Source organism: Halobacterium hubeiense, assembly GCF_001488575.1.
GTDB lineage: Archaea > Halobacteriota > Halobacteria > Halobacteriales > Halobacteriaceae > Halobacterium > Halobacterium hubeiense.
The window spans coordinates 626899-639225 of sequence record NZ_LN831302.1; the positions used below are offsets into that span (position 1 = coordinate 626899).

Sequence of the window (12327 nt, forward strand, 5' to 3'; positions counted from 1 at the left end):
TCAGTCACCTTGTGGTTCGCAAATACGCCCTTTGTAGGTTTCGAGACGGGCGCGGGCCTACTGGTAGTCGACCTCGCCTTCGCCTTCGCCGACCCACGCTCCCCGGTCGGGTTCGCGGGACGCCAGCGGGTCGAGGTCGTTGTACCACGGCACGTTCTTCAGCTGTTCCTTGTTGAACACGAGGTCGTGTTTCGTGTCCCCGGTGAACTCGAAGTTCTCCGTGAGGAGAATCGCGTCCACCGGACAGACCTCCTCGCAGAGCCGACAGTAGATGCACTGGCCGACGTGGAGGTTGTACTGCTCGCCGTTGCGCTGCTTGTCCGTCACGATCTGGATGGTGTCGTTCGGGCAGACGTTCTCGCACTGGCGACACCAGATGCAGCGTTCTTGGCTGAACTTGTGCACGCCGCGGAAGCGCGGACTGACTTCCGGCGCTTCCTCCGGGTACTCGACGGTGAACGTGTCACCGTCGAGGGCGTGTTTCATCGTCGTTGCCATCCCTTTGAGTAGTCCAATCATATTCCGAGCACCCCGAGGATAACTGCGGTGAGCACGAGATTAGCAAAGGAGAGGACCAGCAGGCCCTTCCAGCCAATCTCGATAATCTGGTCGATGCGCACGCGGGGGACCGCCGACCGGCACCACTGCGTGAACAGGAACACCGCCCAGATCTTGATGGTGAACCAGACGAACCCGGGGAGGAACGGTCCCGCCGGGCCGCCGAGGAACAGCGTCGCGATGATGGCGCCGCCGAGGAAGATGTGGACGAACTCGCCGAGGTAGAACAGCACGAAGTACACCGAGGAGTACTCGGTCTGGTAGCCACCGACGATTTCGGTCGGCGCTTCGGGCGTGTCGAAGGGGTTGCGGCCCACCTCCGCGAGGTTCGCCACCATGAACAGCACGAACGCGAACGGGTTGACGAACGCGAACCACGCCGGAATCCGGAGCCCGGCGATGGTCGTCAGTTCCGCGCTCTGGGCGGCGACGATTTCGCTCATCTGCAGCGACCCCGTGAACAGCACGACGGAGGCCGCGGTGACGACGAGCGGAATCTCGTAGGCGATGTTCTGTGCGACGGCCCGCAGGCCGCCGAGCAGGCTGTACTTGTTGTTCGACGCGTACCCGCCCATCAGGAGCCCGAGGCTCGCGATGGAGGCGACGGCGAACACGAACACCAGCCCCGTCTCGGGGTCGGCGAGGTGGATGCCGTTGCCCATCGGAATCACGGCGAAGCCGAGAATCGCCGAGCCCGCGAGCACGACCGGCGCGATGTCGTAGGCGGGCCGGTCGGAGCCCTCGGGGATGATGAGCTCCTTCGACAGCAGGCGGACCGCGTCGACGATGATGGTCCCCAGCCCCATCGGGCCGATGCGGTTGACGGAGACGCGGTCCGTGAACGCCGCGGTAATCTTCCGTTTCGCCCACGGGCCGGCGAACGCCGTCATCGTCAGCATGATGGTGCCGACGAGCGCCGCGCCGAGCAGCATCGACAACAGCTCCCCGGCGAAGCCGCCGATGCCGAGGATGTCGCTGATGGTGTCGGGGAGTGGCGTCGCCGTCGCCATCTACCTGTCCACCTCCCCGAGAATCACGTCGAGGCTGCCGAGCGTGGCGATGAGGTCCGGGATGTACTCGCCGGTGGACATCTCCTGGAGCGCGGAGAGGTTCGAGAACGCCGGGCTGCGAATCTTGAAGCGGCCGGGCTTCTCGGTGCCGTCCGCGCGGATGTAGATGCCGAGTTCGCCCTTCGCGCCCTCGACGGTGCGGTAGGTCTCCTTGCCGGCTTCCGGCTTGAGGGTGCGCGGGACGTTGGCCTGAATCTCGCGCTCGTCCTCCGGCCAGTCCTCCAGCAGGTCGACGCACTGCTCGATGATGCGGGCGGACTGCTCGATTTCGCGCATCCGCACGAGGAGGCGCGCGAAGTTGTCGCCGCCGTCCTCGGTGACGACGTCCCACTCCAGCTCGTCGTAGTAGCCGTAGGGGTCGTCGCGGCGGACGTCGTAGTCGATGCCGGAGCCGCGGGCGACCGGGCCCGTGACGCCGTAGTCTTTTGCGACCTCGGGGTCGAGGTAGCCGGTGTCGACGCACCGCGACTGGAAGATCTCGTTCTCCGTGATGAGGTCGTGGTACTCGTCGAGCTTCGCCGGGAGGTCGTCGAGGAAGTCCCGGACGTTCTCGAAGTACTCCTCGCGGGGCTCGGGGATGTCCCAGACGACCCCGCCCAGTCGGAGGTAGTTGAACATCATGCGCTGGCCGGTGAGGTCCTCCAGGAGGTTCTGGACGATCTCCCGGTCCCGCATGCCGTACATGAAGATGGCGGTGAAGTCGCCGTAGAGGTCCAGTGCGAACGTCGCAGTGGCGAGCAGGTGGCAGGCGATGCGGCACATCTCCGCGCCCATCGTCCGGATGACCTGCGCGTACTCGGGGACCTCGATGTCCGCGAGGTCCTCGGCGGCGCGGGCGTACGCCCACTCGTTGATGATGCCGCCCGGGCCGTAGTCCCAGCGGTCGGGGTACGGCATAATCTGGTAGCGGTACGTCCCCTTCTGGGCCATCTGCTCCTCACAGCGGTGGAGGTAGCCGATGTCGGGGTTGACGTCCGCGACCTGCTCGCCGTCCAGCACCGTCTCGACGTGGAGGACGCCGTGCGTGGCGGGGTGGTGGGGACCGATGTTGAGGTACATCGTGTCCGAGTCCTCGCCGCCGCGGGCGTGGTCCTCCAGCGGGTTGGCGTTCTCCTCGAACGTGACAATCTGGGGCTTGTCCTGGTTGTAGTCCAGACCCAGGGGGTGGCCCTGCCACGTGTCGGGGAGGAGGATGCGTTCGAGGTTCGGATGGTCGTCGTACTCGATGCCGACGAGGTCGTAGGCCTCCCGCTCGTGCCAGTCGGCGGTGCGGAACACGGGCGCCGCGCTCTCGCTGACCGGCTCCTCGCGGGAGGTCGGCACGACGACGCTGACCTCGTTGGTCGGGTCGTCGTACTGCTTGAGGTGGTAGATGCTCTCGAAGCGGTCCTCGTGTTCCTCCGCGGTGACACACGAGAGGTGGTCGAAGCCGGCCTCCTCTCGAAGCGTCTGGAGGACGTCCTGGACGGCGTCCGCGCGGACGACGTACGCGTCGGCGTTGAGGTGCTGTTCGCGGTCGAGGACGTGGTCGCCGAGCAGCTCCTCGATGGCGTCACCGTCGACGTCGCCGGACTCGGTCGTCGGCGGTTCGGCGTTCCGTTCGTCGTACGTGCTCATGGCGAATCAGCCCAGTTGTAGCGCATGACGAGCGTCTCCTCGTCGATGTCGTCTGCGAGCTTCTGGACCATCTCGTCGCGGTCGAGGTCCCCGAACTGTTCGAGCTCGTAGGGCTTGACCGTGACCGGCGAGGACTCGCCGTTGGCGATGCGTTCCTGGAGCTTCGCGACGCCGTAGACGAGCGCTTCGGGGCGGGGCGGGCAGCCGGGGATGTGGATGTCCACGGGGATGACCTCCTCGGCGCCCTTCACGACGTTGTACCCCTCCTGGAAGGGGCCGCCGGAGGCCGTGCAGTTGCCCATGCCGACGACGAACTTCGGCTCGGGCATCTGGTCGTAGACGCGCTTCATGCGCGGGGCGAACTTCGAGACGATAGTCCCCGGCACGATCATCACGTCGGCCTGCCGCGGGGACGCCCGCGGGACGCCGGCGTGGAAGCGGTCGAGGTCGTGTTTGACCGAGTACGTGTGCATCATTTCGATGCTGCAGCAAGCGATACCGAACTGCAGCATGAACATGCTCGACCCCCGGACCCAGTTCATGAACTTGTCGAACTTCGTGAGGATGAACGGCGTCGAGCCGAACGCCTCCCGGAGTTTCGAGTTGAACCGGTTGTCGACGCCCTCCCCCATTCGGGCCTCGCGGGTGTCGGTCAGCGGTTCGCTGGCTCCCGTAATACTGTCGCGTGGTTGGTCACTGCTCATGTGGTTTTCCTCCGTGCCGCGGTGTTCGCACCCACCGAACGACGCCCTTGCGCCACGCCCACGCGAGGCCGACGACGAGCACGCCGATGAAGACGAGCATCGGCAGCAGCGCGCGCGTCAGGCCGGCGGACTGGACGGCGTCCTGGTAGATGACGGTCCACGGGAAGATGAGAACGGTCTCGATGTCGAACACGAGGAACAGCAGCGCGACCATGTAGTACTGGATGTTGAACTGGACGCGCGCGTCCCCCGTCGGAACCTCGCCACTCTCGTAGGTGGCTCGCTTCCCTTGTTCAGGTACGGTCGGGCGCAACAACGAGGACACCGTCATCATCGTTACCGGGATGAGGATGCCCACGAGCGCCAACATACCGATGGCGATCCATGGATTCATAGGAGTGTCTCCGTGACGAGCGGGAGTTTGGACCCCACGCCCATAAACGTTGATTTATGCCCGCACGGCCGCACGCGGCAGAATTTTGGCGTTTCAGGGCGACTGCGGCGTTCGGGCGTCGGGGAGGTGACTGGTCAGTCCCGGCTCGCCCGGAAGCCCGGCGTCCCGCGTTCGTGCAGTTCGCGGGACACGTCCGCGACCCCCTCGCTCTGGTCGGCGTGGAGGTCGCGGAGTCGCTGCGCGAGCTCGTCGTCGCCGGTCGCGAGGAACTGCGCGGCCGACAGCCCCGCATTGTAGGACTTGCCGGCGTCCACGGCCGTGATGGGGGCGCCCGTCGGCATCCCGATGACCGAGTCCACGGACTTCTCCTGCACTGGGACGCCGACGACCGGAATCGGGTACGCCAGCGACGCGGTCATGTTCGGGAGGTCCGCGGACTTCCCGCCGGCGCCCGCGATGATGACGTCGAGCCCGCGGTCGGCGGCGGTCTCCGCGTACGCGTACATCAGGTCCGGCGTCCGGTGCGCGGAGACGACCCACGACTCGAAGGAGTACCCCTCCGGTGGGTCGTCGTAGTCCGTGACTTCTGCGAACCCGAGGTCGACGAGCGCGTCGTGGGCGCCCGCCATCACGTCGAGGTCGCTGTCGCTGCCCATGATAATCCCGACGTCGGGCGTCTGCTCGCTGGGGCGGTCCCGTGCGGCTTCCGATTCGAACAGCTCGACGAGGTCTGTGACTGTGGTCATTGGTTGAACGAGAGAGCGTCGCGGGCGGCGCGAGCGCGCATCAGGAGTTCGCCGCGGTCGTCGCCGACGACCGTCAGGTGGCCCATCTTCCGGAGCGGGCGGACGTCGCGCTTGCCGTACCAGTGGAGGGCGATGCGGTCGTCCCGCAGCGCGCTCGTCACGCCCGCCAGTTCGGCGGGGCGCTCCTCGGCGTCGGGGTCGCCGAGCACGTTCGCCATCACGGTCGGCTGGCGGAGCGTCGTGTCCCCGAGCGGGAGCCCGCAGAGCGCGCGGGCGAACTGCTCGAACTGCGAGGTGTGACAGCCCTCGATGGTGTAGTGCCCGGAGTTGTGCGGGCGGGGCGCCACCTCGTTGACGAGAATTCGGCCGTCGGCCTCGAACAGTTCGACGCCGAAGACGCCGCGGCCGTCCAGCGCGTCCAGCACGTTCTCGGCGACCGCAGTCGCGTCCTCGCGGACGCGCTCGCTGGTGCGCGCCGGCACGACCGACTCCCGGAGAATCTCTGCCTCGTGGATGTTCTCCGCGACCGGGAACGCCGCCGTCTCGCCGTCGCCGCTGGCCGCGATGACCGACAGCTCGCGGTCGAAGTCCACGAGCTCCTCGGCGACCAGCCCGTCGAGGCCGTCGAAGGTCTCGCGGGCCTCCGCGACCGTCTCCACGGGCGCGTTCCCGCGGCCGTCGTAGCCGCCGGTGCGCTGTTTCAGCATCAGCGGTCGGCCGAACTCCTCGAAGGCGGCTTCGAGATCGTCGGCGTCGTTGACCGCGCGGAACGACGGGACGGGGACGCCGGCGTCCGCGAACGCTCGGTTCTGCACGAGCTTGTCCTGAATCGTCTCCAGCGTCCCCGGCGAGGGGTGGACGGGCACGTCGTGTTCGTCGCCGACGTCCGCGAGCGCTTCGGGGTCCGCGAGCTCGATTTCGTACGTGAGCACGTCCGCGCGCTCGGCGAGCTCGCGGATGGCGTCGCGGTCGTCGAACTCGCCGACGATTTGGTCGGCGGCGGGCGGGCACGCCGGGCAGTCCGGCGTCGGGTCGAGGACGACCACCTCGACGCCCAGCGGGCTCGCGGCCTCCGCGAGCATCCGGCCGAGCTGGCCGCCGCCGACGACCCCGACTGTCGCTCCGGGAACGGGTACCGTCATCACCCGTGACTTCCGCCTACTCCTGCATAAGAATTGCCGAACCGGCCGACGAAGTATCCACGCCCGTGGTTATTCAGGCTCGGCGAAGCCCGGTGCCTCCGTGTCCACGAAGACCACGATTACCGTGTCCGTCGCCGTGAGTTCGTACGTCCACCCCTCGTACTCGGCGCCGAGGTGCTCGCGGACGCCCCGGTAGTTCTTCGCCTCGGTCACGACGACCGGCGCGTCGGTGGTCGCCACGCTGCCGGTGACGTTCCCCGCTGTCGGTTCGGTCAGCCGCGTCGTGGAGTCGGTCACCGCGTCCGCGCGCTCGGTGTACCACGGCAGCGGCAGCCGATTGAACCAGTTCGTCCCCGCGACGCTGTCCGGGTCGGAGGCGTCGTACTCGCCGGTGACGTGGAAGTGACTGCCGTAGTAGAGCACGTCCGTCCCGTCGTTCTCGGGGGCGATGCGCTCGATTCGATCCAGCGTCGCACGCATGTCGCTGCCGGGTTGGCCGTACTGGACGAGCGCGTTCTCGTCGTCCTGCGGCATCAGGTACGACGTCTCCGCGGTGACGGCGCCCATCTGTCCGACCGCTGCGAGCAACACGAGCGCGGCGAGGGCGACGCCGACGCGGTCGTCGCTCCGGTAGGCCGACCGGCCGCGGTCTACGACCACGCGCACGCCGACGGCCGCGGGAATCGCCAGCGGAACCACCGCGTGGACGACCGACCAGTGCCCGGAGATGTCCGTAATCGCGGGGTAGACGACGACCGACGCGACCGCCCAGTAGCCCGCGAACAGCACGAGGTCACGGGGCTCGTCGGCGACGTAGCGCTCCGCGAGGAAGCCGACGACCGCGGCGGCGACGAGCATCAGCGACGCCGCGCCGAGCGTCCGCAGCGCGTCCGCGAGGAACGCGACGTAGCTGTGCTGGCGGGAGGCGCTGCCGCTGACGCCCCACGTGCTCCAAAACTCCGTCCACGCGCCGGCCGTGCCGGCGGCGACGACGCCCGGCAGTTGTGTCGGGTTCGCGAGCGCGGTGTAGAACTCCGGGCGGGGCGCGTAGAAGACGACGACCACGACGAAGAACGCGAGTACGCCGCCCGCGATGGCGCGGCGCCACGCGAACAGTCCGCTGCCGACGCGCCGGAGGTTCTCGTGGAGCACGCGCTCGAAGGATTCGTCGCGCTTGCGCGCCGTGAACAGCTGTTCGTCCAACAGGAGCGCGCTCGCGCCGACGAACATCGCGACGTAGACGAGCGCGTTCTCCTTGGTCGTGAACGCCAGCCCGAGCACCGCGCCGGCGGCGACGAGGTAGCCGCCGCGGCGGGTGTCGAGCGCGCGCACCGCGAGGCCGAGCGCGGCGAAGCTGAACGCGGCGACGAGCACGTCACTGCGCATGAACCGCGAGTAGTAGACGAGCACGGGGTTGAGCGCGAGCAGGCCGGCCAGCGCTGCGACCTCCACGTCGTCGAGGCGCGCGCGGAACAGCCACGCCGTCGCCGGGAGGAGCGCGCCGACGACCGCGACCGGTGCGCGAGCCACGGCGTCACTGCTGCCGAAGACGCCGAACAACGACTCGTTGACGTGGAAGAGGAACGGCCCGTGGACGATGGCGCGGTACGCCCACTCGCCGCTCGCGGCGTACTGGAGCACCCAGTAGCCGACGCGGGCCTCGTCCCAGTGGAAGATGCGGTCGCCGAGCGCGACGAACCGTAGCGCGAGCGCGGCCAGCACGGCGAGGCCGACTGCCAGCGCCGTGGTGCGGCGGCGTCCGAAGGAGGGCATTTCGTTCGCCAAACGGAACGGGGTGCATACAAACTTGTGGGTTCGCGGGAACTGTCCGTAACGGTAGGCCTTTATCCGCGCCGGGAGACCCCACGAGTATGGTAGAGCTCGGGCTCGTCGTTGCGGAGTTCAACCGCAGCGTCACCGAACAGATGGAGACGGCGGCCGTCGAGACCGCCGACGACGCGGGCGCCGACGTCGTGGAGTTGGTCCGCGTGCCGGGCGCGTACGACGCGCCGCTGGCCGCCGACCGGCTCGCGCGCCGCGACGACGTCGACGCCGTCGCGGTCGTCGGCGCCATCGTCACGGGCGACACCGACCACGACGACGTCATCGCTCACGCGACCGCACAGAAGCTCACCGACGTCAGCCTCGACCGCGACACGCCGGTGGCGTTCGGCGTCGCGGGGCCGGGGATGTCGGGGGCGGAAGCCCGCGAACGCGTGCAGAAGGGCGCAGAGGCAGTAGACAGCGCGATTCACCTCGCGGAGGAACTCTAAGATGGACTTCACCGACAGGGTACGACGAGTCGAACCGAGCGCGACGCTCGCGGTCAGCAACCTCGCGAACGAACTGGAGGCCGAGGGCAAGGACGTCATCGACCTCTCGGTCGGCGAACCGGACTTCGACACGCCGCAGAACGTCAAGGACGCCGCCGAGGACGCCCTCGAAGCCGGCGAGACCGGCTACACGTCCTCGAACGGCATCCCGGAGCTGCGGGAGGCCATCGCGGCGAAGCTCCGCGGCGACGGCATCGACTACGAGGCGGGCAACGTCATCGTGACGCCGGGCGCCAAGCAGGCGCTGTTCGAGACGTTCCAGGCGCTGGTCGACGACGGCGACGAGGTCGTCCTGCTGGACCCCGCGTGGGTGTCCTACGAGGCGATGGCGAAGATCGCGGGCGCCGACCTCTCCCGCGTGGACCTCTCGCCGCACGACTTCCAGCTGGAGCCGGCGCTGGACGAACTCGCCGCCACGATTTCCGACGACACCGAGCTGCTGGTCGTGAACTCGCCGAGCAACCCCACGGGCTCGGTGTACTCGCGGGAGGCCATGGAGGGCGTCCGCGACCTCGCCGTCGAGCACGACGTCACGGTCATCTCCGACGAAATCTACCAGCACATCAACTACGGCCGCGAGCACGTCAGCCTCGCCGCCCTCGACGGGATGTTCGAGCGCACCGTCACCATCAACGGCTTCTCGAAGGCGTACGCGATGACCGGCTGGCGTCTGGGCTACCTCGCGGGACCCGAGGAGCTCATCGACCAGGCGGGGAAGGTGCACTCGCACTCCGTCTCGTCGGCGACGAACTTCGTCCAGCACGGCGGCGTCGAAGCCATCGAGAACACCGACGGGGCCGTCGAGGAGATGGTCGAGGCGTTCGAGTCCCGGAAAGACCGCCTGCTGGAGCTGTTCGCCGAGCACGGCACGGACGTCCCCGAGCCGGACGGCGCGTTCTACGTGATGGTGCCCGTGGACGAGGACGACCAGCAGTGGTGTCAGGACGCCCTGAAGGACGCCCACGTCGCGACCGTCCCCGGGAGCGCGTTCGGTACGCCGGGCTACGCGCGCATCTCCTACGCGGCGAGTACGGAGCGCCTCGAAGAAGCCGTCGATCGCCTCGCCGAAGAAGGCTACCTGTAACGCGACTGCCGTTCTTCTACCGTCCGCCGGCGGCGACGCCGGCGAACGCGACGACTGCTAACTTGACGCCGGTGGCGACGCTGGTGGCGACGACGGCCGCGACGTCGAAGACGATACTCTGCGTGCTACCGCCGGTGAACGCGACCACGCCGACGGACACGGCCAGCGCGGTCGTCGCCGCGGCCGCGAACGTCGCTGCCGCGAGCGTGGCGTCGTCGCGCTCGCTCGCGTGCGTCCCCGCCCAGTAGGCGACCCCGAACAGGAGTCCGTAGACGAGCACGAACGCGGCGAACCGGCCGCCCAGCGTGGCCCGCGTCAACAGTTGCGGCGTCACGTCGATAGGGAGTTCGACGACGAGGAGCGTGACGTACCGCCGCAGGGTGACCGCGACGGCGACGACGGCGGCGACGGCGACGGTGACGAACGTTCTCGTGGAGGGCATGACGTCTGCGAGCGCGCCCGCCGCCCACTTCAGGATTTCGCGGGTTCTCGCGCGCCGCTACGGCCAGCTCCCGCTGCCCTCGTAGGCGTCGACGACGCGCTGGACGGCGACGACGTACGCGGCCGTGCGGAGGTTCGGGAGGTCGTTGGCCTCGTAGGCGTCGATTATCGCGTCGAAGGCGTTCGTGATGACCGCCTCCAGCTCCTCGTTGACGCGCTGTTCGGTCCACTGGAAGCGCTGGCGGTTCTGCACCCACTCGAAGTACGAGACGGTGACGCCGCCCGCGTTCGCGAGGATGTCCGGCACGACGTGGACGTTCTTCTCCGTGAGCACGTCGTCGGCGTCGGGCGTGAGCGGGCCGTTCGCGGCCTCCACGACCACGTCGGCCTGCACGTCGCGCGCGAGGTTGCCGTCGATGGCGTTCTCCAGCGCGGCTGGCACCAGCAGGTCCACGTCCAGCGTGAGCAGGTCGTCGTTGCCGAACTCCTCGGTGGCGCCGTCGTAGCCGGCGACGCTGCCGGTCTCGCGCTTGAACTCCTTGACGTGGCGCGTGTCGAACCCCTCGGGGTTGTAGATGGCGCCCGAGGAGTCCGAGACGGCGACGACGTGCGCGCCGAGGTCTTCGAGCAGTCGCGCGGCGATGGAGCCGGCGTTTCCGTACCCCTGTACGGCGACGGTGGCCTCCGCCATCTCCTCGTCGAGGTAGTCGAAGACCTCGCGGGCGGCGAACATCGTCGAGCGCCCGGTCGCCTCGACGCGGCCCCTGCTCCCGCCGTTCTCGAGGGCTTTCCCCGTGATGACGCCGGGCACGGTCGTGTTCTCCAGTTTCTCGTAGGTGTCTTTGATCCAGTTCATCTCCCGCTGGCCGGTGTTGACGTCCGGCGCGGGCACGTCCTTGTCCACGCCGATGAACGGCCGAATCTCCTTGGCGAACGACCGCGTGATGCGTTCGAGTTCGCTCTCCGAGTACTCGCTGGGGTCCAGGGCGATGCCGCCCTTCCCGCCGCCGTAGGGAATGTCCACGACCGCCGTCTTGTACGCCATCCACCCGGAGAGCGCCTTCACCTCGTCGCGGGTGACGCCGGGGTGGTAGCGGATGCCGCCCTTGTAGGGGCCGCGGTCGCCGTTGAACTGCGAGCGGTACGCGTCGAACGTCTCGATGGTGCCGTCGTCCATCTCCACGGAGAGCGTGAGTTCGAGCACGCGCTCGGGCTGCTTGAGTCGGTCGAGGACGTCCGCTCGGACGTCGAGGTACTCGCCCGCGTCGTCGAGTTGCTCTTGGAGGCTCTCGAAGGGATTAGCGTCCGCCATACTCCGACCGACTCCAGCGCTCAGCAAAAGCGTGGCGGAACCCCCGCCGACCCGCTCGCTACGCGTCGCCGCTGCCGGCGGCCCGCGCCCGTTCGAGGATGCGTTCGGCCTGCGAGACCAGCGGCGCGTCTACCATCTCGCCGTCCACGCGGTACACGCCGTGGCCTGCCTCGTCGGCCTCTTGCTTGGCGTCGAGGACGCGCTCGGCCCACTCGACGTCCGCCTCGGCGGGCGTGAACGCGTCGTTGATGGGGGCGACCTGTCCGGGGTGAATCGCGAGCTTCCCGTCGAACCCCAGCTGGGCGGCGAACTCCGTCTCCTCGGCGAGCCCTTCCGTGTCCTCGATGTCCGTGTAGACGGTGTCGATGGCGTCCACGCCTGCGGCACTCGCCGCGAGCACGACCTGCTCGCGCGCGTGCAGGACTTCCACGCCGTCGTCGGTCCGGGTCGCGCCGAGGTCCGCCGCGAGGTCCTCGGCGCCGAACACGAGCGCGTCCGTCGGCCCGGCGTCCGCGATTTCCTCGGCGTGCAGGACGCCGCGCGCGGACTCCACGAGCGCCAGCACGGGCACGTCGAACGCGCGCTCGTCGAGTAGCCGGCCGAGCGTCGTCACCTCGTCGGCGGACCGCGCTTTCGGGAGGACGACGGCGTCGAGGCGCGGGTTCTCACCGGCGAGCACCGTCTCCACGTCGTCGCCCGCGCCCGCCCCGATGGGGTTCACGCGCACGCACACCTCGCAGTCCGGGTCGAAGTCGGGGTCCGCGAGCACCGACTGGACGGCGGTCCGCGCCTCGGTCTTCCGCGCGGGGACGACCGCGTCTTCGAGGTCGAAGACGACGGTATCGGCGCCAGTCTCGGGCGCCTTCCGCAGTAACTCCGGCTGGTCGCCCGGCGAAAACAGAACGCTGCGTCGAGCCATGCCGGGG

13 protein-coding genes are annotated in these 12327 nt (G+C 68.6%); 2 read left to right on the forward strand and 11 right to left on the reverse strand.

The features are described from left to right. Positions 1 to 57: 57 nt before the first annotated feature. The 8 genes from HHUB_RS03160 to HHUB_RS03195 all read right to left on the reverse strand — a co-directional run bounded on the left by HHUB_RS03160 (position 58) and on the right by HHUB_RS03195 (position 8004). Complete coding sequence (locus HHUB_RS03160) at positions 58 to 519, reverse strand: NuoI/complex I 23 kDa subunit family protein (protein WP_058981641.1); 462 nt, start codon at positions 517 to 519, stop codon at positions 58 to 60. Continuing rightward, positions 516 to 1568 (reverse strand): complex I subunit 1/NuoH family protein, encoded by a 1053-nt coding sequence (locus tag HHUB_RS03165; RefSeq protein WP_059056158.1) that lies wholly within the window; start codon positions 1566 to 1568, stop codon positions 516 to 518. The genes HHUB_RS03160 and HHUB_RS03165 overlap by 4 nt, the downstream gene beginning before the upstream one ends. Then, positions 1569 to 3245: an NADH-quinone oxidoreductase subunit D gene (locus HHUB_RS03170; protein WP_059056159.1), complete on the reverse strand. Its 1677-nt coding sequence runs from the start codon at positions 3243 to 3245 to the stop codon at positions 1569 to 1571. Continuing rightward, positions 3242 to 3949: an NADH-quinone oxidoreductase subunit B gene (locus HHUB_RS03175; RefSeq protein WP_059056160.1), complete on the reverse strand. Its 708-nt coding sequence runs from the start codon at positions 3947 to 3949 to the stop codon at positions 3242 to 3244. Before HHUB_RS03175 ends, HHUB_RS03170 begins: the two co-directional genes overlap by 4 nt. Next, entirely contained in the window at positions 3939 to 4343 is a 405-nt protein-coding gene (locus HHUB_RS03180) for an NADH-quinone oxidoreductase subunit A (protein WP_059056161.1), read from the reverse strand. Before HHUB_RS03180 ends, HHUB_RS03175 begins: the two co-directional genes overlap by 11 nt. Before the next feature lie 134 nt (positions 4344 to 4477). Then, positions 4478 to 5089: a 5-(carboxyamino)imidazole ribonucleotide mutase gene (gene purE, locus HHUB_RS03185; RefSeq protein ID WP_059056162.1), complete on the reverse strand. Its 612-nt coding sequence runs from the start codon at positions 5087 to 5089 to the stop codon at positions 4478 to 4480. Then, complete coding sequence (locus HHUB_RS03190) at positions 5086 to 6234, reverse strand: 5-(carboxyamino)imidazole ribonucleotide synthase (protein ID WP_169793385.1); 1149 nt, start codon at positions 6232 to 6234, stop codon at positions 5086 to 5088. Before HHUB_RS03190 ends, purE begins: the two co-directional genes overlap by 4 nt. 66 nt (positions 6235 to 6300) lie before the next feature. Further along, positions 6301 to 8004, reverse strand: a complete 1704-nt coding sequence (locus HHUB_RS03195) for a flippase activity-associated protein Agl23 (protein WP_082687155.1) — start codon at positions 8002 to 8004, stop codon at positions 6301 to 6303. Between the two features lie 98 nt (positions 8005 to 8102). On the opposite strand from HHUB_RS03195, the gene ribH reads away from it, so the two are divergent. Both ribH and HHUB_RS03205 read left to right on the forward strand, forming a co-directional pair. After that, on the forward strand, positions 8103 to 8504 hold the full coding sequence (gene ribH / locus HHUB_RS03200) for a 6,7-dimethyl-8-ribityllumazine synthase (RefSeq protein ID WP_059056165.1): 402 nt from the start codon (positions 8103 to 8105) through the stop codon (positions 8502 to 8504). Position 8505: 1 nt separating this feature from the next. Beyond that, on the forward strand, positions 8506 to 9648 hold the full coding sequence (locus tag HHUB_RS03205) for a pyridoxal phosphate-dependent aminotransferase (protein ID WP_059056166.1): 1143 nt from the start codon (positions 8506 to 8508) through the stop codon (positions 9646 to 9648). 16 nt (positions 9649 to 9664) lie between these two features. Here the strand turns inward: HHUB_RS03205 and HHUB_RS03210 are convergent, their stop codons facing one another. The 3 genes from HHUB_RS03210 to HHUB_RS03220 are packed head-to-tail and all read right to left on the reverse strand — an operon-like array spanning position 9665 to position 12320. After that, complete coding sequence (locus tag HHUB_RS03210; RefSeq protein ID WP_059056167.1) at positions 9665 to 10090, reverse strand: hypothetical protein; 426 nt, start codon at positions 10088 to 10090, stop codon at positions 9665 to 9667. 57 nt (positions 10091 to 10147) lie between these two features. After that, complete coding sequence (locus HHUB_RS03215) at positions 10148 to 11401, reverse strand: Glu/Leu/Phe/Val family dehydrogenase (RefSeq protein WP_059056168.1); 1254 nt, start codon at positions 11399 to 11401, stop codon at positions 10148 to 10150. Positions 11402 to 11459: 58 nt separating this feature from the next. After that, positions 11460 to 12320: an HpcH/HpaI aldolase/citrate lyase family protein gene (locus HHUB_RS03220; RefSeq protein WP_059056169.1), complete on the reverse strand. Its 861-nt coding sequence runs from the start codon at positions 12318 to 12320 to the stop codon at positions 11460 to 11462. Positions 12321 to 12327 lie beyond the last annotated feature (7 nt).

Bases quoted from the DNA above. Each gene is read 5' to 3' on its own strand.
- HHUB_RS03195 (WP_082687155.1), bottom strand. From the start codon at position 8,004: ATGCCCTCCTTCGGACGCCGCCGCACCACGGCGCTGGCAGTCGGCCTC.
- HHUB_RS03170 (WP_059056159.1), bottom strand. From the start codon at position 3,245: ATGAGCACGTACGACGAACGGAACGCCGAACCGCCGACGACCGAGTCC.
- HHUB_RS03175 (WP_059056160.1), bottom strand. From the start codon at position 3,949: ATGAGCAGTGACCAACCACGCGACAGTATTACGGGAGCCAGCGAACCG.
- HHUB_RS03215 (WP_059056168.1), bottom strand. From the start codon at position 11,401: ATGGCGGACGCTAATCCCTTCGAGAGCCTCCAAGAGCAACTCGACGAC.
- HHUB_RS03165 (WP_059056158.1), bottom strand. From the start codon at position 1,568: ATGGCGACGGCGACGCCACTCCCCGACACCATCAGCGACATCCTCGGC.
- HHUB_RS03180 (WP_059056161.1), bottom strand. From the start codon at position 4,343: ATGAATCCATGGATCGCCATCGGTATGTTGGCGCTCGTGGGCATCCTC.
- HHUB_RS03160 (WP_058981641.1), bottom strand. From the start codon at position 519: ATGATTGGACTACTCAAAGGGATGGCAACGACGATGAAACACGCCCTC.
- HHUB_RS03205 (WP_059056166.1), top strand. From the start codon at position 8,506: ATGGACTTCACCGACAGGGTACGACGAGTCGAACCGAGCGCGACGCTC.
- HHUB_RS03220 (WP_059056169.1), bottom strand. From the start codon at position 12,320: ATGGCTCGACGCAGCGTTCTGTTTTCGCCGGGCGACCAGCCGGAGTTA.
- purE (WP_059056162.1), bottom strand. From the start codon at position 5,089: ATGACCACAGTCACAGACCTCGTCGAGCTGTTCGAATCGGAAGCCGCA.
- ribH (WP_059056165.1), top strand. From the start codon at position 8,103: ATGGTAGAGCTCGGGCTCGTCGTTGCGGAGTTCAACCGCAGCGTCACC.
- HHUB_RS03210 (WP_059056167.1), bottom strand. From the start codon at position 10,090: ATGCCCTCCACGAGAACGTTCGTCACCGTCGCCGTCGCCGCCGTCGTC.